Annotated in this window: 13 protein-coding genes and 14 tRNA genes; 4 read left to right on the top strand and 23 right to left on the bottom strand. The window is 36.6% G+C overall.

Translation table 11 applies throughout. The annotated features are described in order from the left end of the window. Nucleotides 1–54: 54 nt before the first annotated feature. The 18 genes from F0527_RS09620 to F0527_RS09705 form a co-directional block, all read right to left on the bottom strand. On the bottom strand, nucleotides 55–1755 hold the full coding sequence (locus F0527_RS09620; RefSeq protein ID WP_150284671.1) for an ABC transporter ATP-binding protein: 1701 nt from the start codon (nucleotides 1753–1755) through the stop codon (nucleotides 55–57). 253 nt (nucleotides 1756–2008) lie between these two features. Continuing rightward, a tRNA-Glu gene (locus F0527_RS09625) sits at nucleotides 2009–2080 on the bottom strand. 9 nt (nucleotides 2081–2089) lie between these two features. Next, nucleotides 2090–2180 (bottom strand) — tRNA-Ser (locus F0527_RS09630). 3 nt (nucleotides 2181–2183) lie between these two features. Then, nucleotides 2184–2260 (bottom strand) — tRNA-Asn (locus F0527_RS09635). 10 nt (nucleotides 2261–2270) lie between these two features. After that, nucleotides 2271–2346, bottom strand: a tRNA-Thr gene (locus F0527_RS09640). A gap of 6 nt (nucleotides 2347–2352) precedes the next feature. Next, a tRNA-Phe gene (locus F0527_RS09645) sits at nucleotides 2353–2428 on the bottom strand. A gap of 30 nt (nucleotides 2429–2458) precedes the next feature. Continuing rightward, a tRNA-Asp gene (locus tag F0527_RS09650) sits at nucleotides 2459–2535 on the bottom strand. Between the two features lie 3 nt (nucleotides 2536–2538). Continuing rightward, nucleotides 2539–2615 (bottom strand) — tRNA-Met (locus F0527_RS09655). A 152-nt stretch (nucleotides 2616–2767) separates the two neighbouring features. Further along, a tRNA-Met gene (locus F0527_RS09660) sits at nucleotides 2768–2844 on the bottom strand. Nucleotides 2845–2985: 141 nt separating this feature from the next. After that, nucleotides 2986–3078, bottom strand: a tRNA-Ser gene (locus F0527_RS09665). A gap of 8 nt (nucleotides 3079–3086) precedes the next feature. Further along, nucleotides 3087–3160: transfer RNA gene (locus tag F0527_RS09670), tRNA-Met, on the bottom strand. A 20-nt stretch (nucleotides 3161–3180) separates the two neighbouring features. Beyond that, a tRNA-Ala gene (locus F0527_RS09675) sits at nucleotides 3181–3256 on the bottom strand. A 19-nt stretch (nucleotides 3257–3275) separates the two neighbouring features. Further along, nucleotides 3276–3352 (bottom strand) — tRNA-Pro (locus F0527_RS09680). Between the two features lie 4 nt (nucleotides 3353–3356). Beyond that, nucleotides 3357–3433: transfer RNA gene (locus tag F0527_RS09685), tRNA-Arg, on the bottom strand. 77 nt (nucleotides 3434–3510) lie between these two features. Then, nucleotides 3511–3582 (bottom strand) — tRNA-Gly (locus F0527_RS09690). Nucleotides 3583–3785: 203 nt separating this feature from the next. Continuing rightward, nucleotides 3786–5045 carry a hypothetical protein gene (locus F0527_RS09695; RefSeq protein WP_150284672.1) on the bottom strand — a complete coding sequence of 420 codons (1260 nt, stop codon included), beginning with the start codon at nucleotides 5043–5045 and terminating at the stop codon, nucleotides 3786–3788. A 67-nt stretch (nucleotides 5046–5112) separates the two neighbouring features. After that, on the bottom strand, nucleotides 5113–5970 hold the full coding sequence (locus tag F0527_RS09700; RefSeq protein WP_370454660.1) for a sulfurtransferase: 858 nt from the start codon (nucleotides 5968–5970) through the stop codon (nucleotides 5113–5115). Continuing rightward, a complete protein-coding gene (locus F0527_RS09705; RefSeq protein WP_150284673.1) occupies nucleotides 5925–9542 on the bottom strand; it encodes a dynamin family protein in 3618 nt (1205 codons plus the stop codon). The genes F0527_RS09700 and F0527_RS09705 overlap by 46 nt, the downstream gene beginning before the upstream one ends. 336 nt (nucleotides 9543–9878) lie before the next feature. On the opposite strand from F0527_RS09705, the gene F0527_RS09710 reads away from it, so the two are divergent. The 4 genes from F0527_RS09710 to F0527_RS09725 all read left to right on the top strand — a co-directional run bounded on the left by F0527_RS09710 (nucleotide 9879) and on the right by F0527_RS09725 (nucleotide 13123). Next, nucleotides 9879–10334 carry a chemotaxis protein CheX gene (locus F0527_RS09710; RefSeq protein ID WP_066788386.1) on the top strand — a complete coding sequence of 152 codons (456 nt, stop codon included), beginning with the start codon at nucleotides 9879–9881 and terminating at the stop codon, nucleotides 10332–10334. Nucleotides 10335–10774: 440 nt separating this feature from the next. Continuing rightward, the gene (locus F0527_RS09715; RefSeq protein WP_147195739.1) at nucleotides 10775–10900 is read left to right on the top strand and encodes a cytochrome c oxidase subunit 2A; all 126 of its coding nucleotides are present in this window, start codon (nucleotides 10775–10777) and stop codon (nucleotides 10898–10900) included. Between the two features lie 22 nt (nucleotides 10901–10922). Beyond that, a complete protein-coding gene (locus tag F0527_RS09720; RefSeq protein WP_150284674.1) occupies nucleotides 10923–11405 on the top strand; it encodes a cytochrome c oxidase subunit II in 483 nt (160 codons plus the stop codon). 116 nt (nucleotides 11406–11521) lie between these two features. Next, nucleotides 11522–13123 (top strand): b(o/a)3-type cytochrome-c oxidase subunit 1, encoded by a 1602-nt coding sequence (locus F0527_RS09725; RefSeq protein ID WP_223823587.1) that lies wholly within the window; start codon nucleotides 11522–11524, stop codon nucleotides 13121–13123. Nucleotides 13124–13187: 64 nt separating this feature from the next. Here F0527_RS09725 and F0527_RS09730 read toward each other — a convergent pair whose 3' ends face one another. From F0527_RS09730 to F0527_RS09750, 5 genes are all read right to left on the bottom strand, one after another. Continuing rightward, nucleotides 13188–14339 (bottom strand): fused response regulator/phosphatase, encoded by a 1152-nt coding sequence (locus F0527_RS09730; RefSeq protein ID WP_066788391.1) that lies wholly within the window; start codon nucleotides 14337–14339, stop codon nucleotides 13188–13190. A 124-nt stretch (nucleotides 14340–14463) separates the two neighbouring features. Next, nucleotides 14464–15297 (bottom strand): CheR family methyltransferase, encoded by an 834-nt coding sequence (locus F0527_RS09735; RefSeq protein ID WP_150284676.1) that lies wholly within the window; start codon nucleotides 15295–15297, stop codon nucleotides 14464–14466. An 11-nt stretch (nucleotides 15298–15308) separates the two neighbouring features. Next, on the bottom strand, nucleotides 15309–18110 hold the full coding sequence (locus tag F0527_RS09740) for a response regulator (protein ID WP_150284677.1): 2802 nt from the start codon (nucleotides 18108–18110) through the stop codon (nucleotides 15309–15311). Between the two features lie 184 nt (nucleotides 18111–18294). Continuing rightward, on the bottom strand, nucleotides 18295–20196 hold the full coding sequence (locus F0527_RS09745; RefSeq protein WP_150284678.1) for an ATP-dependent DNA helicase: 1902 nt from the start codon (nucleotides 20194–20196) through the stop codon (nucleotides 18295–18297). Nucleotides 20197–20338: 142 nt separating this feature from the next. Then, nucleotides 20339–21466 carry a THUMP domain-containing class I SAM-dependent RNA methyltransferase gene (locus F0527_RS09750; RefSeq protein WP_150284679.1) on the bottom strand — a complete coding sequence of 376 codons (1128 nt, stop codon included), beginning with the start codon at nucleotides 21464–21466 and terminating at the stop codon, nucleotides 20339–20341.

Below are 21466 nucleotides of genomic sequence, written 5' to 3' on the forward strand. Positions count from 1 at the left end.
AGTACATATACTCTTTTATATTAGGCTAAACTATCGCCCATAACTTTCACATATCTAAGCGTTTAATCTCGTAAAAATGCCGCCTTTTTCCATCAATTCAGTGAACGTTCCATCTTCTGCTATACCATCTTTTGTTACTACCATTATACGATTAGCATTCCGAATTGTTGCAAGTCTGTGAGCAATAACGATAGTAGTACGGTTTTTCGCCAATTCCATTAGTGAATCTTGAATAATTTTTTCGGTCTGTGTGTCAAGTGCAGAAGTCGCTTCGTCTAGAATTAATATAGGAGGATTTTTAAGGAACATTCTAGCGATCGCTAAACGTTGCTTTTGCCCACCTGATAATTTTAATCCCCTCTCACCAATTTCTGTTTGATAGCCATCTGGCAAACTTTCTATTAGTTCGGAAAGATTTGCTTTTTCTGCAGCATATTGAATTTCCTCAAATGAGGCTCCTAGTTTGCCATATTCAATATTCTCCTGAATGGTACCAGTAAACAAAAATACATCCTGCTGAACTATACCAATTTGTTTGCGCAATGAATGCTTCGTCATATCACGAATATCTATTCCATCAATGGTAATTGAACCACTATTAACATCATAAAAACGTGGAATAAGCGAGCTAATTGTTGTCTTCCCCGCTCCTGAAGGTCCTACAAAAGCCGTCATTTCGCCTGCTTTTAAATCGAAAGATAAATTCTGCAGAATTTCATTTGAATGATCATAACTAAAATCTACATTATTGAAGGAAATAGCACCCTTTAAATGTGGAGCAATTATAGCATTCGGCTTATCTTGAACTTCGGGATCACGAGCGAGTAAATCTTGAAAGCGTTTAAAGCCCGCCATGCCTTTCGGATACAACTCCAGTAATGCTGTAATTTTATCAATCGGCTTAATTAACACATTTGTATACAAGATAAAGCTAACCAGCTCACCATATGACAATTTGTCATGAAAACTTAGCCATGCTCCCACTACAAGGACTAGTAAAGTCAAGAGCCTCGTCATAAAATAGATACTAGCGTTTGTCGCTCCCATGACTTTATAAGCACTTAATTTAACGAGTCGAAATAAACCATTCTGCTTTTTAAAACGATTTTTTTCATAGGTTTCATTAGTAAACGATTGTACTACTCGAACACCTGAAACGCTATCCTCTACTCGTCCGTTGATTTCAGCTATTTCTCCGTACATACCCGTCCATGCCTTATTCATTTTTACATTAGATACATAAACAAGAACCATTAAAATTGGAACCATTACAAGCACAATCCAGGAAAGCGTTGGATTCACAGTAAACATGATCCAAAAAGCGCCAATAAAAGTCATGATAGCGATAAAGAAATCCTCTGGCCCATGATGGGCAAATTCACCAATATCAAATAAATCATTCGTTATTCGGCTCATGATATGGCCGGTTTTAGTATTATCAAAAAACCGGAAAGACTGCTTTTGAACATGTGTAAACAATTCTTCTCTCATATCAGTTTCAATATTTATACCAAGTTTATGACCAAGATAATTAACAATAAAGTTTAAGATGGTACTCAATAGATACACCAGGAGCAAAAGGCCGCCTACTTTCGTAATCATTCCCCAGTTGTTTGTAGGAAGCAGCGTATCAATAAACTTTTGAACAGCTACAGGAAAGGCTAGCTCTAAAATAGCCACTATAATGGCTGAACAAAAATCAATTATAAACAATTTCCTATGTGGTTTGTAGTAACTAAAAAACTGTTTTAACATATGTATGAAGTCCCTTCTGAAAATTTCGTTATCCTAAATATCATACAGAACTTTTAAATAGAAAGCGACCCATTTTGCCTATTTTAACTATCAAGATAAGTTTAAACCAAATATTGGAAAAAAGTCTATGGAAAGCTATAATATTTTTTAATGAATAAAGGCTGGCACACTTCAAAATTTATGGTAAACATCTTTTTTGCATACAAAAAACCTTCAGAACTATACAAAATGCTCTGAAGGTTAGCTTATGTAATGACCCCTACGGGATTCGAACCCGTGTTACCGCCGTGAAAGGGCGGTGTCTTAACCGCTTGACCAAGGGGCCATTATTGTATGGCGGAGAAGGAGGGATTTGAACCCTCGCGCCGGTTGCCCGACCTACACCCTTAGCAGGGGCGCCTCTTCAGCCACTTGAGTACTTCCCCATATGGCTCCGAAGGCAGGACTCGAACCTGCGACCCTCTGATTAACAGTCAGATGCTACTACCAACTGAGCTACTTCGGAATAGTAAATATGGTGCCGGCGAAAGGAGTCGAACCCTCGACCTACTGATTACAAGTCAGTTGCTCTACCAACTGAGCTACACCGGCATTTGATGGTGGGTCGGGACAGAATCGAACTGCCGACACTTAGAGCTTCAATCTAATGCTCTACCAACTGAGCTACCGACCCATCAAAATAAGAATATATTAAACTAAAAAATGGCGGTCCGGACGGGACTCGAACCCGCGACCTCCTGCGTGACAGGCAGGCATTCTAACCAGCTGAACTACCGGACCATTTGGTTGCGGGGGCAGGATTTGAACCTGCGACCTTCGGGTTATGAGCCCGACGAGCTACCGAACTGCTCCACCCCGCGATAATAATATAGAATATAATTTTTTCAATCAACAAAGCACAATGACATCTTTCAAGGTTCGCTTGCGTCGATGTTACTCGCAATCATCATATTGCGATTTGCACACTCCTGGATAATAATACGAATATGCTTTCGTAGACTACCGGATCATTTGGTTGCGGGGGCAGGATTTGAACCTGCGACCTTCGGGTTATGAGCCCGACGAGCTACCGAACTGCTCCACCCCGCGATAATAGTATAGGATATAATTTTTCCAATCAACAAAGCATAATGACATCTTCCACGCTTCGCTTGCGTCGATGTTAATCGCAAACTTCGTTTTGCGATTTGCTCCACCCCGCGATAATTATATATAATTTTTTTATGATAATGGAGGAGGAAGAGGGATTCGAACCCCCGCGCGGTTTGACCCGCCTGTCGGTTTTCAAGACCGATCCCTTCAGCCAGACTTGGGTATTCCTCCAGGAAATATGGCGGCCGAGGGGATCGAACCCCCGACCTTACGGGTATGAACCGTACGCTCTAGCCAGCTGAGCTAGGCCGCCATAGTATTAAATATTAAAATTGGTGGAGCCTAGCGGGATCGAACCGCTGACCTCCTGCGTGCAAGGCAGGCGCTCTCCCAGCTGAGCTAAGGCCCCAATGTATATATAGTATAAATGGTCGGGAAGACAGGATTCGAACCTGCGACCCCTTGGTCCCAAACCAAGTGCTCTACCAAGCTGAGCTACTTCCCGGAAATGGTGCGCCCAGCAGAAGTCGAATCCACAACCTTCTGATCCGTAGTCAGACGCTCTATCCAATTGAGCTATGGGCGCATGTTAGAAATAGAATTTCGAGCTAAAAGCCAAAAATTATGTATGTCCTACTAGTAATCCAGACCATTCTATTATTAAGCGGAAGACGGGGTTCGAACCCGCGACCCCCACCTTGGCAAGGTGATGTTCTACCACTGAACTACTTCCGCGTTAAAGACAAGATTAATTATATACCGACATTTTTATAAATGCAATACTTTTCTTGAAAAAATTATAAACAATGTTGTTTATACTATTTCTTTCAGAAGCACTACCTTAATAAGTCTACAAGCTAAGCTTCAAAAAATCAATATAAATATAATTGTGTTGAATAGCGTAAGACAGTCTATTTTCACATCCATAACATTAATTTTTATTCAAAATTCGGCCAAGGAAAATCTCCACGATAATATTGTATTTTTAACTTTTCCAAATCGCTGTTCCATTTACAAAGTGCATTGGAATACTTTTTTTGGTCTTCTTCTCTGGATTTGAGTTTTATTCTCTTTGATAACTCTGCTACAGTCACCTCTAAACCATATTCTTCTACAAAATCATTTAAAGCTTGCCAACGTTGTTCATCTGTCCGACCAGATATTTGATAACCAAATTTTCTTAATTCACTAAAGTTTAATCCGAATTGTTTAGTTTTCTTCTCCGCAGTTTGAATATTGTACTTTTTAAACATTCTATAATTTTCTACTTCCTTTGCAGTAAAAACTTTCTCAAGGAAATATTGCATAATCTCTCCTTTCAACAAGTCTATATTTTTTTGTTCTTCATTGATGATAGAAATAAATTTGTTTAGCTCTCTTAAAGTTTTGCTTAACGAATAGTCATTATAACTTTTATATAGCTTCGCAGAAAGTGGTTTATTCTGATCATGATAAAAAAGTTTAAACATTTTATTTTGTTCAAGTTGGCTTAATTTCTTATAATAAATTATGTATAAAAGTAGATTTAGACCTTCTATATCAGAAAAGCGCTTTAAGCTATTAGATTGCACAGTTCTTTCTAAGAAATGTTCTAGAAGCACACTCCAATTTTTCACTTTGTACATGTGTAAGATTTTTAATTGAGTTTGAGGAGTTGTATTTGAAAAAAGCTCATGGTAAAAATCTATATTTTTCTTTAATAGACTTTTAATTCTTTTGCTTTGATTCACATCTAATAAACTTAAACAATTGGAAAGAACGTAAATAAATTCTTCTATATATATCTTTGAATTTTCATCGTCAATGCCTATTCTAAATAGATGTTCAATTACTCTTTGCTTTTCCTCTAGGATACATTCTTTATTAAGTAGAACGGTCATGCCATCCGTGAAGTCCATGATTTTATTTTTGGCATCTATTTCCTTTCGTAATTTCTTTCTTTCTTCTAAAAGATTGTTATTTACCTTCTTGATGATGCCTATTTCTTTTAACAACAGTTCTTTTTCAATTTTCAGCTGCTGAATATACATATTTCGTCCCTGAATTTCATTTTTTAAGGCTTCTGTTTCTAAATGGGTGATATTTTCTAACTCATCAAAGAACTCATTAAAATTTTCAGTAATCATCTCTAATACATGATCTCTAGTAATTATACTAATCCCCCGCTTCCAACACTCATTAACGAGAACATTCGACATAAAAAAAGAAATTCCTTGTAATTTAAAATAAAAAAACATCCGCATTCCTAAAATGCGGATGTTTATATTAAGCTTTTTCTATCTCAAAGTGTTGAATCCAGTCGCTGTAGCTTCCAGTATATAATTGTATATCTTCATATGCCATTTCCTTTAGCATAGCGAACAACGGGGCAGCAGTGACGCCACTTCCACAATAAACCGTAATTGGTTCTTTCTTAGATACTAGTTCCAACAATGATTCATTAGGACAAAGTTTACCATCTTGTAATAATTGCTCCCAATCATAATTTATTGCTCCTGGGATGTGGCCGGCAATTTGATCTATCGGCTCTATCTCTCCTTTATAGCGAGCGTTCGATCGGGCATCAAGCAATGTTCTATCCACATGACCATCTACGATTTCCTTTACTGCTATGCGGTCTGCATATAGGTGTTCCTGCCATTTTAAGTTTAAGCTTGTCTGTTGGACAACAGGCAATTCGGTCGACGTTTTAAAGCCTTCATTAACTAAAGCATTATAACCTTCTTGGACAATCTGTACTTTCTGAAATCCGCCATACTTTAGTAACCACCACGCTCTTGCTGCAAATGGTGTTCCGCCTTGATCATAGACTAATATAGAATCGTCCATTTGCAATCCACTTCTTTCAAATAAAGCCTGTAGTTTATCTTTCGTTGGCATTGGGTGGCGTCCCGCATGCTGCTCCATGTCTGATAAGTCCTTCTCCAAATCCCAGTAAACAGCTTCTGCAATGTGCTGTTTTTGATAAGCAGTCGAACCTTCGGCAGAATTCTGCAGATTAAAACGAGCATCAATCCATTTATAATTTTCTTGAGAGTCAAGAGAGATATCCTTTACTGAAAGAAAAACTTCACCCATCACTTCTCCACCCCATTCATTAGTGTGTTGTAAATGTGTTTCCATTCTTCAAGCTTCGTACCTTCATGAAGCAACGTTTTTTCGATATCAATTTGGTTAATAGCTTGTCTTGAGATGTGTAGACGCAATTCTTCAGCAAGTTTTCCAATAATGTCTTCAAGCCATTTTTTCATGCGTGCTGATTGTTCATCTAGATACTTTTTGGCATCTGGCTTAGTTAGCTCTTCAAGTGCTTCACGCAACTTCAGATTATCGCCTTTTTCAAAAAAGGACTTATTATTTTTAAAATATTTATTAACGGATTCATATGGTTTGCTATCAGAAAAAGGACCCACGAATTCTAAAATATTAGGTTCTTCAGCCTCAAATGGCATAAATGAAAAACTAGCATTGATGTCTTTGAGCTGTTTCATATCATCTTGGTCTCGTTCGTGAATTTTTTTCATAATAAATTTCGCAATTCTAAAGTTAGTAACACGCATTTCTTGCTCAAAATCAAACCCTAAACTTGCTAGGACTTCTTTCAAAGCAATGGCTAATGCAACTGAAGAAGATTTTGATGCGAAGGTTGTAGGGTTATAGCCTTCTTTAAAGAAATCCGGGTATCGATAATAAACTCGCTGTAATACAAAGTAGAGCAGTTCATCCAGTTCCTGTTTTGTATCTTTTGTAATCGTTTGAGCTGCAGAATGCATATATCTTGTGTGGATATACTGTTCTAACTTAGCTAGCTCAGCAAGACGTTCATCTTTTCGCTTCATATTGTCTTCGGTTTGCTGGATCAGTATGCGAAGTCTTTCTTGGGCTTTTTCCGTTTCTTCAGCTAATGCTTGAACTGCTAGTGCTGTTAATTCTTCTGATAAGAAGTGATGGAAATTCTCTTCAAACAATGGCAAACCAGAATGTAAATTTTGACTTTCTAATTTCTCTTGCAATGCTAATAAACTCGAAACACCAAATAGTCTTGGATGGCGGATGCCGAAACGTTGGAGTTCTTGTTTCACATAATCTTTTACGTCTTCTGCTTCCTCTGCATCCTTTGCAAGATCAATTGCATTAACGATAAAGAACATCTTATCTAGTTCAAATGCATCCTTCACGCGCCCAAGTTGAATTAAAAATTCTCGATCGGCTTTTGCAAATGCGTGATTGTAATACGTGATAAATAATATGGCATCTGCATTACGAATATACTCAAACGCCACCCCCGTATGCCGTGCATTTATAGAGTCTGCTCCCGGTGTATCTACTAATGTCACACCTAAACGGGTTAATTCACAATCGTAATAAAAATCAATACTATCGACAAAGCAGCTTCTGCTTTCTTGAGCTACGAATTTTTCAAATTCTTCGCGATTTGTCCTGATAGTCTCGCCCAATTTTTCTTTAAAAGTAGGGTAGCCTTCTTTGAAGGCACGCACAAAGGATTTATGAACATGCAGTCTTTCATCGTCGAGTGGTTTAGCTAAAGCCTCTTCTGCCCGATCAAATGCTTCATTTAGTGAATGAATTGTAATACCAATTGCTTCATAACTAGCAATAATGTCATTTTCTAATTGTCCAATAGTTTTTAAGTGGACATCTGCCGTTTCATGCGGATGGCCTTCTGAAATAGGACGAATTTTATTGATAGCAGCTGTTGTAGGATTTGGAGACACTGGCAGTACTTTTTGCCCCATCAATGCGTTTGAAAAAGAAGATTTCCCTGCACTAAATGCTCCAAAAAGTGCAATTGTAAAATCTTTTTGCTTTAAGCGGTTCACTTTATTTTTTAAATAATTTGCAACCTCTGAAAATCCTTGAATTGGTTCAATAGCGCTTGCTGTTCTTACAGCGTTTTGAAGAGCAGTTGTCGAGTGTATAGATGGAGATGAGATTTTATCCTCCAATTCTTCTTCCTGATTCTGCTCCTCTTTTTTTACGAGCATAGATGGATCAAACGGCCGGATATTGCCCATTGCCTTTTCATGTTCTTGCTCCCACTCAGATACACATTGATCTGCTTCAGGATTCATTGTTTGAATCGAGACCGTTTTTTGGATAGCAAAATATTTTTCCTGTTCTTCAATTGCTTTGGCGCCATCAATTACTTCTACTTTGTTTTTCAAAACTGCACATTTTTTCTTTAAGGGCTCAACTGTCGTAAAGGACAACTCTTCTATATAAGCGCTTTTTTCAAACTTCCATTGATCCGTGTCTTGCTTATACCACCTCTTTGTGGCACTTGCTACACGATTGGCGAAGTTTAAAAGCGCATCCCCAGTAATACCAGAATCAAGTTTTACTTGTTCTTCAATTACTGAAAATGGTGGCTGCATATCAAAATCGTCGATTTCATGAGAAAAATCATCGGTTAAAGCATTAACTAATTTCAATGAACTCTTCATTAAAGATCGCATATGACCAGAAATTTGAGAGAACGCTATTTCTTTATAAAGTGAATACAGAGATTCCTTACGCAGATCCTTTTCTGCTTGTGTTTTTTTACCAGAAAAAAGCATTCCAACTTTGAAATCTGGCTGTACACTTTCCAAATAATATTTCAGTTTTTCTCGTAATTCGAAAGGCATTATAGCAGCATTTTCTAATAATTCATCACGGCTGTGATCAAAATTCTTTTGCCAATTTGATGCTGAATACAACTTTAACTGTTGAAGTACTACTTCAAAGTCTGCTGTAATCTCTTCGTTATTTTCCCACTCTTCTTGCGATAAAATGGTCTCATTATTTTCTAATAGCTGTTTTTTATTAGTTTCTAAATATTGTGCATGTTCGATTTGAAGCTGCTCAAGAGCTGCTTTACCTCCAGCAATTAAATGATCTTGCCAGCCTTCCATACTATTCATGACTATTTCTTTTACTTTATTATAATCATTGTAAGGAAGATTAAAGTCTCTTAATGAGGTAAAGTAAATCCCTTTTGGTTCTACGCCCCAATTTGAGAATGATTGATACACCGAATTGGAAAATTCCTGAAAGGTGAGTTCACTCTCTTTATGTTTATCAATTTGGTTCACAATTAGATAAACATTAGGATTATGCTTCATTAAATTCTTTGTAAATTGGAAGTTTAATTCTGATTGGACATGGTTATAGTCCATTACATAAAAAACAATATCAGCCAAATGCAGTGTTGTTTCCGTAGATAAACGATGCGCATCATCAGTCGAATCCACACCTGGTGTATCCATTACTGTTATGCCTTTTGGCAAAACAGAATCTTTATGGCCAATTTCAATTTGAGAAACCAAGGCACCGTTCTTAGCGAATTCTTTTACTGTTTTAATATCATATCCGTCATCAAATTTGATAGGATTTTGATCTACTAGGTATGCAATGGCATAGTTCTCATCCGATTTATGTACTTTTACAACGTTTGCGCTTGTTGGTATAGGAGAAGAAGGAAGGAGATCATCCCCTGTCAGCGCATTAATCATAGTAGATTTACCTGCAGAGAAATGACCTGCAAAGGCAATCATATATTCTTTATTAATAAGCTTTTCAGCAAATAATTTCGTTTTTTGAAGCCTTTCCTGGTCTTCGTTATGTTGATAGATTAAATATTGCATTGCAGTCTGTTTTAGCAGCAGATGTAGTTGTTCTTCAAAATGACTCATGAAAATCATTTCCTCCTTTTTTGCCTTAACGCTATTTTACCATGCCTATATTAAAAAAATCCTTCTATTATTAGAAGGATTAAAAAAATTATTTTAAATGGGTGGAGGTTTGATTAAAAATGTATTTGCCTATTGCCCCATAAATAATAAGTGTCGCACCAATGAATGCATAAACCATCTGAAACGCTCCTTTTTAAAGAAATTAATCAGTGAATATGAAAATCATTCTCATTTGTTAATTTCATCATAATAAAAAAACTATGTGACGTCAACAACTATTCAATTCTTTTGCTGCGTGATACTATATTAAAAAGGTCATAACATAAGGAGTTCTCAATGAGCACATCGATACAAGTACAAACTATACTCAATAGCATGATTCAATCACTCAAAACTGTATTACCGAACGACGTCCATGTCTCAGCTCCATCCATTTCTAAAGAACCTTACGAACAATCCGAAATCGGAGTTTTAATCGGCATGGTGGGAGATTTAAAGGGAAGAATTATTATAGATTCCTCTCCCGAAACTTTCAGTACTATTAGTGAGGCCATGTTCGGAATGAAGCTTGAAGGTGAAATGCTGGAATCTTTTACAGGAGAGTTTGGCAATATGATTGCTGGCAATCTTTGTACATATGTTGCTGCACAACAATTAGTATTAGATATTACACCACCAACTGTTATGGTGGGCCATACAAAACTGCTTGGCTATAATCAAGCAATCATACTTCCTGTTGATATAGATGCCATCGGAAAGTTAACCATATTGCTAGCGATGGATCCGAGTTAGAAAAAAGAAGCTTTTTTAAAGCTTCTTTTTTTATATCCAGATTACTCATAGCTTATTAAAGACATACCTAGGATTTTTTAATCACCCTCTAAAGGTACCCTCACTTAAAACCCTCTTTATATCATTATTTTTCATAGATTTTTATCATCTCAACTCGTTAACCTTCTTAAACATACATTCCTTTTCACACTTCTTTCACACTTTTTGTCAAAAGGTGTGATTTTTATCACATCTAAACCTATATTTTTTTTATATCATTTACTCAAACAATAAAACAAAACTTCATTCAGAGAAGTCTTCTTTCTTCGGTTAGTTACAGCCCAATAATCGGACGAAGTAAAACTTAATTCATCTTGTTCTAGATTATTTATTGAAGAAGCTTCCCTCTTGCAAACTATTGCAGAATAAATGTTTTGATTTAATTGAAAGGAGCGATTTCGATGGCACCCAAGAAACATGAAGAAGAAGAAAACCTAAAAGGAACACTCTATTTAGTATTTGCGTTAGGCGCTTTTATAGTAATTACGTGGGCTGCATGCTTTGGCCTATTTTTAGAACGTTTTTAAATAAAGGAAAGAAGGGAAAAAAATGCATCTGCATAAATATGAAAAGTATTGGCTTTTATTTGGTGGCGGATCTTTAATCGTATTTTTATTAATTACAGGAATCATGGCATTTCATAACGGCAGTCATCCACCAAGTGCCAAAAACACAATAAATCATGAAAAGGTAGACCAAATTGCACCATTTAACAAACCTGGTGTTCACAAAGTTACAGGTAAAGATTGGGATTATGAAATAGTAGTACTCGCTTCTGCCTTTTACTATAACCCACCAGAACTAGAAGTACCTGTAGGTTCTAAGGTTAAGTTTATAGCTACTTCTAAAGATGTTGTACATGGCTTTGAAATATCAGGTACGAATGTCAACATGATGCTAGAACCAGGCTATGTTTCTGAATATGTGACAACAGTTGATAAAGCTGGCGAGTATTTAATTGTATGTAACGAATATTGCGGAGTTGGCCATGCGCAAATGCATTCTATGCTTAAGGTGGTGGATAAAAAATGAGTCAAACAGTCATCGATCAATCAAAAGTCAAAAATGATAGTCTACCCGTTGCAAGTAAGGTTAATAGAAAAACAGCTGAGCTTCTTAAAGTAAATCCTAAAGATGCTAAACTTTCTATGGCTCATATTTATGTTGCATTCATAGCTCTATTCTTGGGTGGAACTGCAGGTCTATTGCAAGTTTTAGTTCGTTCGGGGCATTTTGAATTACCTTTTGGCATTGGGTATTATCAAGTTTTAACTGTACATGGTGTTTTGCTAGGTTTAATACTTACTACATTCTTTATCTATGGTTTTCAAATTGCAGCGGTTAGCCGTACATCTGGTACCCTATCAAATAAACAAAGATTACTAGGCTGGATCGGATTTTGGATCATGACAGCTGGTACTGCAATGGCAGCTGCGATGGTTCTTTTAAATGAAGCGTCTGTTCTCTATACTTTCTATGCCCCATTACAAGCACACTGGATTTACTATTTAGGCCTAACACTTGTTATTGTTGGTTCTTGGATCGGAGGACTTGCACAAGCAATGCGTTGGATACAATGGCGCAAAGAAAATCCAAAACAAACTTCACCTTTACTTTCATTCATGGTCGTTTGCAATAACTTAATGTGGTTTGTTGCAACTCTCGGCGTAGCTGCTGAAGTATTATTCCAATTGTTACCTTGGTCACTTGGCCTAGTAGAACGAGTTGATATTCTTTTATCACGTACTTTATTCTGGTATTTCGGGCATGCACTTGTGTATTTCTGGTTATTACCAGCTTACATGGTATGGTATACCATCATTCCAAAAATTATTGGCGGGAAAATTTTCTCAGATTCCCTTGCTCGCCTTGCATTTATCTTATTCGTATTATTCTCAATCCCAGTCGGAGTTCATCACCAATTGACTGAACCTGGTATTGACCCATCATGGAAATATGTTCAAGTAGTTCTAACTATGATGGTATCTATTCCTTCTTTATTGACAGCATTTTCAATATTTGCAACGTTTGAATTAGCCGGACGTTCAAAAGGTGCTAAAGGACTGTTTGGTTGGCTAAAAAAATTACCTTGGGGAGATGCAAGATTCTTCGCTCCGTTCATGGGTATGTTAATCTTTATCCCAGCAGGCGCTGGTGGTATTGTCAATGCATCTAACCAAATGAACCAACTTATCCATAATACCATTTGGGTAACAGGACATTTCCACTTAACAGTGGCAACTACCGTTATTCTAACATTTTTCGGTGCTGCTTATTGGTTAGTTCCTCACTTAAGAGGCAGAGTGTTTACAAAAGAGTTAAATCGCCTTGGTATTATCCAAACAATCGTTTGGGTTGTTGGTATGGCTATTATGTCTAGCTCCATGCATATTGAAGGTTTACTGGGTGCACCTCGCCGTTCCTCTTTCTCTGATTATGGCGGTGCTGAAATTGCTAAGACATGGGCATCTTACCAAGTTGCACAAGCTGTTGGTGGCACATTATTGTTCATCGGCATTATCATCTTCTTGTATATCTTTGTAAGACTTTGCTGGTTTGCACCTAAAGGTGAAGAAGAATTCCCAATCGCTGAAATTTCTCCACAAGCGGAGAAAACACCTGCTATTTTGGAAAATTTCAAAGTATGGCTTGTAATTCTAGCAGCATTAATATTGATTGCTTATACATTCCCTATCTATGATATTATACAAAATGCTCCACTAGGTTCTAAAGGCTATAAGCTTTGGTAATCTAGCAAATAAAAAACGTTCTATTTCATAATTGAAATAGAACGTTTTTTTCCTGTATATGTATCTACGATATATTTCCCGCTTGAATCATAATTACACACATATCATCAGGTTGATCAATTTGCAGTTCTTTAGGTAATACATACTCAATAGGTTCCTGCATTTGAATATCAAACTTCTGGTTAATCACTAATTTCTTCAGTTCTTCTAATCCATCATGATTGATATCATCTAATGCCTCCATAACCCCATCCGTATAAATAAGAACTTGAATTTTTTCTTTAAATTCAATTGTTGTTTTTTTCACTTTCATTTCTCTAAACAATCCTACAGGGCAGCAATTGGTCGATAAGGTAATAATTCTTTGATCTTCGACTAATAAAAACCCTGGTGGATGGCCAGCATTCACATATTCAATAGTATTATTCTTCGTATCAATAACTAAATATATGGCAGTAAAATAATAGTGAAATGTATTTTTTTCTTGATTGAGTATATTCATCCATCTATTTAGTTCTTCAATTAGTGCCACAGGGTCTGGATTTTTGCGAATAGCATCGCGTAATGCAGAAGATATATACATACATACTAAAGATGATGTAATGCCGTGGCCCATTACATCCAGTAAGATTACACCATATCGATCTTCATCAATCTTTTGCCAATAGTACATATCTCCGGCTAATTGATTTGCAGGCAAATAGGAAGCATTGACATTAAATCTTTCTTCTAATAAAGGTTTACTAAGAAGCCCTCTTTGAACTTGCATAGATAATTCTAGTTCATCTTGTATTTTCTTTTCATGTTTTTTATGCCAATCTTTTTCGTATTTTAATCGAAGGCCTACACGAATTCTGGCTAGCAAATCTGTTTTGTTAATTGGTTTTGTAATATAGTCAATGCCGCCGACATCTAACGCTTCAGCAACTTTTTTTGAATCTTCAATAGCTGTTACAAAAATAATTGGTATATCTTTAAACTTAGGGTTATCTTGTAGTATCTTACATGCTTCAATTCCGTCCATTTCAGGCATCATAATATCCAGAAGAATCAAATCAACAGATGTGTTTGTTGATTCTTTTACTTCTGTTTCTAAATAATCGAACATGGCTTTGGCAGATGTAAGAGAAGAATAGTCTGTATAACCTGCACGTTTAAGTATATTCTCTATTAAAAAGAGATTGATTTGATTATCATCTACTATTAATATTGTCATTCTTCTCCCCCTTACTGGTAATGTAATTCCCTAATAGTAAAAAATTAAACATTATTAAATAAAAAAGTGTAAAGCATCACTCTAAATAAAACAAGGAAAGGAAATGCATAAGCATCTCCTTCTGTTAGATCTTTCTGTATATATTCTCTTTGGCTGAAATAACAGCATATTTATCTGAAAACTGAGTTGACCGCAGAGACTCCTTACTGCCAATTCCCATAAAGCCCCTTTTACAGAGGCTTTCATAGAATAATTGGTTCACGTTTAGTTGAAGATCACTTGTAAAATAAATCATTACATTTCTGCAAATTATGATATGAAATTCGTTAAATGACCCATCTGTTACTAAATTATGTTGAAAGAAAACAATGTTTTTTCTTATGCTTTCGTCTAAATAAGCATAATCATAATCTGTAGTATAGTATTTAGAAAACTCATGTTTACCACCAGCATTTAAATAATTCCGAGTATAGGTTTGCATGCGATTCAACGGAAGAATGCCTTTTTTTGCAGTAGATAAGACTTTCTCACTTATATCCGTTGCATAGATCTTTGCTCGATCGTATAGGCCTTCTTCTTCTAATAAGATAGCCATGGAAAAGGCTTCTTCGCCTGTTGAACAACCTGCATGCCAAATCCTAATTTCAGGAAGATTTCTCAAATGCGGAACTACCTGTAAACGAAACGCTTCAAAAAACTCAGGATCTCGAAACATCTCTGTTACATTGATGGAGAAATCATCAATTAATTTTTCAACAAATCCTTTTTCATATAAAACCTTTTCAATTAAATAGCTAATTGTCCTAACATTTTCTATGCGAGCTCGATTCTCTATTCTTCGCTTAATAGATGAGCGCATATAATCACGGTAATCAAAACCCGAAACATCAAAAATCGCCTGCAACAATAACTTTATTTCAATTTCTTCTCTTTCTTCTTGTGTAATAGAATCTTTCATAGTTTTCACCGCTATCTGGTTACCACCGTTGATGTGAGCCATACACGAAGCACAGACAATAATTGATCTACTTTTAATGGTTTGCTTACATAGTCAGATGCACCGGCTTTTAGACATTTAGCTCGGTCACCCTTCATTGCTTTTGCTGTCAGGGCAATGATTGGCAATTCTTGATACTGTTCTTGCTGGCGAATCAGCTGCATTGTTTCATAACCATCCATGCCTGGCATCATGATATCCATTAGGACGGCATCTATTGTATTTTCTTCATGAAGGATGTCTAAGCATTCATAGCCATTTTGCGCAGTGATTATATTCATTCCTTCTGCTTCTAATACTTTACGTAAAGCAAAGATATTTCGGTTATCATCATCAACGATTAGTATCTTTTTACCTGTTAATTTATTTGAGTTTGCTTGTTCTTTCTGCTGTTCTTCGCTAAAGCTTACTAAAGTGTCAAATGTTATGTCTTGTTCTTGGCATCGTTCTGCTTCTACTGAAGCTGCAATAAGATCCTTAACATCGCTTTCTTCCATTACATTTACGCCTTCTGGCAAGTTTGGAAGGAATAATGTAAAGGTACTTCCTTGCCCTTCAACACTTTCACAAATTATATTCCCGCCAAGCAATTTTGCAAACTCTCTACTGATAGATAAACCTAATCCAGTACCCCCATACCTGCGAATAGTTGCGCCATCCGCTTGTTGAAATGCCTCAAAAATTAATTCTTGTTTATCTTTCGGAATACCAATACCTGTATCTGATATATTGATTTCAATCCAATCAATAGTTGGATTTGCACCTTGAACATGTTTGTAAACTCGTTCCATATCTGCTTTTTTGAAATGAACATCTACAGAACCATCACCCGTAAATTTAAAGGCATTTGAAAGTAAATTCTTCATAATTTGTTGGAATCGTTGATGGTCAGTATAGAATAACGCTGGAATATTGTCCTCCATTTTCACTTCAAAGGATAAGCCTTTATTTTTCGCAATATGCTTAAAGTTTTGGTAAAGAAGGTCAGGAATCTCGCTAACATTCATTTCTTCAAATTCAACCACTAATTTTCCGACTTCAACTTTTGACAAGTCTAATATATCGTTGATCAAGGTTAATAAATCTTGACCGGATGAGCCAATTATTTGAGCGAATTCACGTTTCTCTTCGGCTGTACTACTATCTTTAGGATCTTGAAGCATCTCTGACAAAATAATAATGCTGTTAAGAGGCGTTCTAAGCTCATGAGACATATTCGCCATAAATTCAGATTTATATTGCGAACTGCGCTGTAACTCTAAAGCTTGCTCTTCTAACTCTTTCTTCGTCTCTTCTAGCTGATGCGATTTTTCTTCAGCTTCATATGTTCTTTCTGATAGCTGTTCATTAATCATTCGCAATTCTTCAGCTTGAGTTTGTAATTCTTCTGATTGAGCTTGCAACTCTTCTGATTGGGCTTGAAGCTCTTCCGTTTGTGCTTGTGACTCTTTCAAAAGACGTTCAATTTCCATACGTCCTTCAACGCTATTTATCGTAATGCCTAATGTTTCAAGCACTTTTTGGATGAATTTTTCTTGAACCGGTGTAAATGTTTCTAAGCTTGCCATTTCAATGACTGCTACTACTTGTTCTTCAAAGATAACTGGTGCAATTAAAATACTTTTCGGGCTAACTTGTCCAAGCCCTGTGGTTACCAATTGATAGTTATCGGGTATATGTGTAATAACTTGTGATTTTTGTTCAGACACACATTGGCCAATAATACCTTCCCCGACCCGGAAAGCTTCCCGGCCAATATTTTCTCCATCGCCCGCAATATCAGCAAGCTTGATAAAGCGAGTATCTTTCCCATCACCTTTTCGAAGGTAAAAGACACCAAATGAAGCATTAATCATTGGTGCTAATTTTGTTAAAAGACGATTTGCTAAAACTTGAATATCTTCAATGCGTTGATACATTGTACCGATTTCTGCTAAACCGGTTTGTATCCAGTTTTGGTCATTCATTTCTTGTGTATATTTTTTCTCATTCAAATTATATTGCTCTAATGATTCTGCCATTGCATTGAATGAATGAGCAATATCCCCGATCTCATCTTTGGTGTTGATATTGATCCGTGGGATACTAGATAAATTATGGTAATCAATATCTTTAATGACACCTGCAATAGATGACAAATCTTGCGAAAGTTTGCGAAGCATCCACAAAAGGATTGCTGAAACGAATATTATTCCAATCACTGATCCTATAATGCTTAAGAATAAAGTACTCTCATAATTTTTTTGAGATTCATCTACTTTTGTATCCATTAACTTTTCTTGATATGTTTTAAAATCATTGAGCGTCTTCGTTACTTCACTACGTTTAGCCATTTGGTCATTCATCAAAGACTCGAGATTTGCATTGTTGTCTTTATTAGTCACCGCTTGAATAATCTTAGTTTCAGTTGCGGTATAAGATTGATACTGATCATTTAGTTGCTGTGACAATCTTTTTCCATCTGCAGTATTAACTACCGAGCTTAACTGAGATATATCCTTCATAATAGCTGATTGGTTTTTCTCTAATATTTCAACGCTTTTTTCAGCTTTATTCTTACCTTCATTTAGGGCAGCATACAAGATTTCTCGGTCCGATTGGGAAAAGAGCTGTCTCATGTCTAAGACGATTTTCACCTTTTCATAGCGATCGTCGACAATCTCGGTCATATTTTTTCTTAATGAATTTAAGTTGGAAATCATCGTTGATAACAGAATCAATAGGAAAACGATAATTAATCCAAAGCCAATCCATTGCCTTTTCTTATAATCCATATAATCTCCCGCCTTTCTTAATAATGTTTTATATAAAAATTTGTAAATAATCCTAGTAGTAAAGAATAGTATACTTAATTTATTCTATCACTATTCGATAGTTTATGCTAAAAAATGTTCCGGATTACGAAAAAAACGAAAAAAGCCCCAAAAGTATGCTAAGCGCATACTTTAAGGGTCATGGTTATTTGTATTCTACTGGTTTAGTCGGCAAGATTGGAATCAATTCATCTTGATATTTTACTTCTTCTTCATTAAATAACAGATGGATTTCACCGTAATCTTCTGATGTTCTAATCAAGCGTCCCATCCCCTGCTGTAAACGAAGTAGCATAAAAGGTAAATCTACTTCTTGGAAAGGATCTTTTGCAAAAGCCCGTTTAGCGTCAAATAATGGATCGTGTGGCGGGAATGGCAAATCAAAAATAATTACTCGCGTTAATGCTTGTTTCGGCAAGTCTAACCCTTCCCAAAGATGATAAGAACATAAAACATTGAGCTTGCCTTCTTGGAATTCTCGAACAATGGAGGACAATTCACGATCTCCTTCAAAGCCAATTGTTGATTTGAACTCATCCGGCAGTTTTTCTTTGAATTCGAGCATAGCTTTTTGAGATTTAAATAGTATAAGCGTTTGCTGTTTGTCCTTTAATAGTTCTTCTACTTTTTGAGCTTTTTCCTGCTGTGAGCTCTGGTGCAAGAAAATTTTCATCACTTCTTCATAATCAAATGGAGAAGGTACAGAGAAAGAGTGATAATTCTTAATTCCTAAGCTTCCTGCTATATAACTAAAATCCTTGTTAACTGACAGAGTGGCAGAAGAGAAGACGTAAGGAATTTTTTTGGTGAATAATTTCTCTTCTAATACTTCAGTAATCAATCTCGGCATAATGACTAGTGTTTCTTTGCCATCCGTTTCTTCTAGCCAATTGACCGCATCATTGCTAGTTGCAAAAATCTTCATTGCTGATTGGTATTGTTCTAAAAATTCTTCAGCCATTCTCAACTCATATTCCGGAATAACATATAGTTCTGATTCAAACACAAATTCCTCTAAAAGCACCTCAATAATATTGATTACTTTTTTTCCTAACGCTAATAATTGAGGAGATTTATTAATTCTTTTACGGTCATCGGCTGATTCAATAACATCATCTCGCAATTGGTCAAAAAACAATTCATGCCCCTCTTGCAATTGTTCCATTGTGTATAACGTTTTTTCGCGTAGACCGTCAACCATTAAACGGTCGATTAATTGAACAATGGTATAATCTTGCACTTTATATGTCAGTGCTTTTTGTGCAGCATACTCAAGCAAATGCCCTTCATCAAGCACAATCATCGATACTTCAGGTAACAGCGACAATTGCCCTTCTCGTTCACGGGATTCTTTTGTGGCGATATGCTCCATTAAAAAGTCTTGCGAACAAATGATTAGATCTGTAGATTCTCGGTAATGTGCCCGATGCAGTGTCTGACCACATCTATTGCGCAATTCGCAAACAGAACATTGTTGAATAGAATTGTAATTCACAAGATTCCATTCTTCATCACTTATATTTGGATAATCACTGTGTTGGCCATAGAGATTTAATGTTCCTTGGCCGAAAACGCCTTCAGGCATTGTTTCTGCAATGTCGTCCAGATAAGGGCCATCAGCATACTTTTCAGCCTCTTCAAAGCGTTTGATGCATAGATATTGATCTCTTGACTTTGCCAGGCGAACATCTATCTTCATATCTAGCGTATCCTGTAATTTATATAAATCGCCACCAGCTTTAACCAGTTGATCGATTAACGTTTCATCTGCACATGCAATTAAAGCAGGCTTTCCCGTATAGCGTGCATAGGCAATCGCAGGCAATAAATAAGCGATTGTTTTACCGGTACCCACTCCTGCTTCCGCAAAGAGTACCGCTTTCTCACGAAGCACTTTTTCAATTTGGTAAGCCATAAAAATTTGTTCATCACGACATTCGAATCCTTTTTCAGGAAGCTCGTCATACAAAATATCGCCTATCCAGTCTCCTAATGAATCAAAGAAAGACTTATCTTTGGATAAGGCAAATGGTATTGACTGTCTCATGCTTATTCCCCTCTCGACTAGACAACGAAACGGATAGGTTTCCCCATCCGCTACATACGCACTTAAATCTTTAATAATCCTATTATAGACAACTTTATCTAAATTTAAAATATGTTATAGCTCTACTATTTAGTCACTGTTTTCAAGATTTTTTACCCCAAAACTGGTAGTAATCCGTCTTAATGAAACCATTGAAGAGCTTACGTTTCTTTGTAGCTCTCTTACCGTATAATTCTTCAAAATTCTCCATGGAAGAGAGCATATAAACAGACCAAGTTGGATATTTAGTCATCATCTTACCCATATCCTGAACCATTTTTTCAATAGTCTCTTTTTCACCGATACGTTCACCATATGGCGGGTTACCAATCATTACACCATCCGATAAGGTTGTAGTAAAATCCGTTACTTGCATTTGCTTAAATGATACCAAGTCAGCAAACCCAGCTTCTCGTGCATTTGATTGTGCAATCTCAACCATTCTATGATCAATATCAGAACCAAAGATTTGAAGTGGTTGATCGTAGTTAGCTACATCCTCAACTTCCATACGCACATCGTTCCATATACTAGATTTTATCCACGGCCATTCTTCACTAATAAAGTCCCGGTTGTAACCAGGAGCCATGTTTTGTCCAATCATAGCAGCTTCAAGAGCAATCGTTCCTGAACCGCAAAACGGGTCTGCAAATGGTCGATTCGGATTCCATTTTGATATATATACTAAGGCAGCAGCAAGCGTTTCTTTTAAAGGAGCTTCACCTTGATCAAGACGATAACCTCTTTTATGTAACCCTGCTCCGCTAGTATCTATTGTCAATGTTGCAATGTCTTTTAGTATAGAAATCTCAATTTTAAACTTAGCGCCGGTTTCTTCCAAAAAGCCTAAACGCATGTAGTGGCCCTTCAACCGCTCCACAATGGCTTTTTTTGTAATCGCTTGGCAGTCAGGAACGCTGAATAATTTAGACTTTACAGATTTCCCTGTAACCGGAAATTCGGCATCGACAGGCAAATACTTTTCCCATTCAATCGCTTTTACTCCCTCAAACAATTGCTCAAAAGTCTTAGCTGGGAAGCTTCCAGCTACAATTTTTACGCGGTCCGCTACGCGCAACCATAAATTGGTTTTAGCGATATCTCTCTCATCGCCTTCGAAATAAACTTTCCCGTTATCTGTTCTTGTATGATAGCCCAAGGCTTTTAGTTCATCGGCCACAATCGACTCAAGCCCCATGGCTGCTGTCGCTACTAGTTGATATTTAGTCAT

Origin of the sequence: Rummeliibacillus sp. TYF-LIM-RU47, assembly GCF_008638315.1 — a bacterium.
In the GTDB taxonomy this organism is placed as follows: domain Bacteria; phylum Bacillota; class Bacilli; order Bacillales_A; family Planococcaceae; genus Rummeliibacillus; species Rummeliibacillus stabekisii.

Coding starts and splice junctions, on each gene's coding strand:
- F0527_RS09620 (WP_150284671.1), bottom strand. CDS start 1,755: ATGTTAAAACAGTTTTTTAGTTACTACAAACCACATAGGAAATTGTTT.
- F0527_RS09695 (WP_150284672.1), bottom strand. CDS start 5,045: ATGTCGAATGTTCTCGTTAATGAGTGTTGGAAGCGGGGGATTAGTATA.
- F0527_RS09700 (WP_370454660.1), bottom strand. CDS start 5,970: ATGGAAACACATTTACAACACACTAATGAATGGGGTGGAGAAGTGATG.
- F0527_RS09705 (WP_150284673.1), bottom strand. CDS start 9,542: ATGAGTCATTTTGAAGAACAACTACATCTGCTGCTAAAACAGACTGCA.
- F0527_RS09710 (WP_066788386.1), top strand. CDS start 9,879: ATGAGCACATCGATACAAGTACAAACTATACTCAATAGCATGATTCAA.
- F0527_RS09715 (WP_147195739.1), top strand. CDS start 10,775: ATGGCACCCAAGAAACATGAAGAAGAAGAAAACCTAAAAGGAACACTC.
- F0527_RS09720 (WP_150284674.1), top strand. CDS start 10,923: ATGCATCTGCATAAATATGAAAAGTATTGGCTTTTATTTGGTGGCGGA.
- F0527_RS09725 (WP_223823587.1), top strand. CDS start 11,522: ATGGCTCATATTTATGTTGCATTCATAGCTCTATTCTTGGGTGGAACT.
- F0527_RS09730 (WP_066788391.1), bottom strand. CDS start 14,339: ATGACAATATTAATAGTAGATGATAATCAAATCAATCTCTTTTTAATA.
- F0527_RS09735 (WP_150284676.1), bottom strand. CDS start 15,297: ATGAAAGATTCTATTACACAAGAAGAAAGAGAAGAAATTGAAATAAAG.
- F0527_RS09740 (WP_150284677.1), bottom strand. CDS start 18,110: ATGGATTATAAGAAAAGGCAATGGATTGGCTTTGGATTAATTATCGTT.
- F0527_RS09745 (WP_150284678.1), bottom strand. CDS start 20,196: ATGAGACAGTCAATACCATTTGCCTTATCCAAAGATAAGTCTTTCTTT.
- F0527_RS09750 (WP_150284679.1), bottom strand. CDS start 21,466: ATGACTAAATATCAACTAGTAGCGACAGCAGCCATGGGGCTTGAGTCG.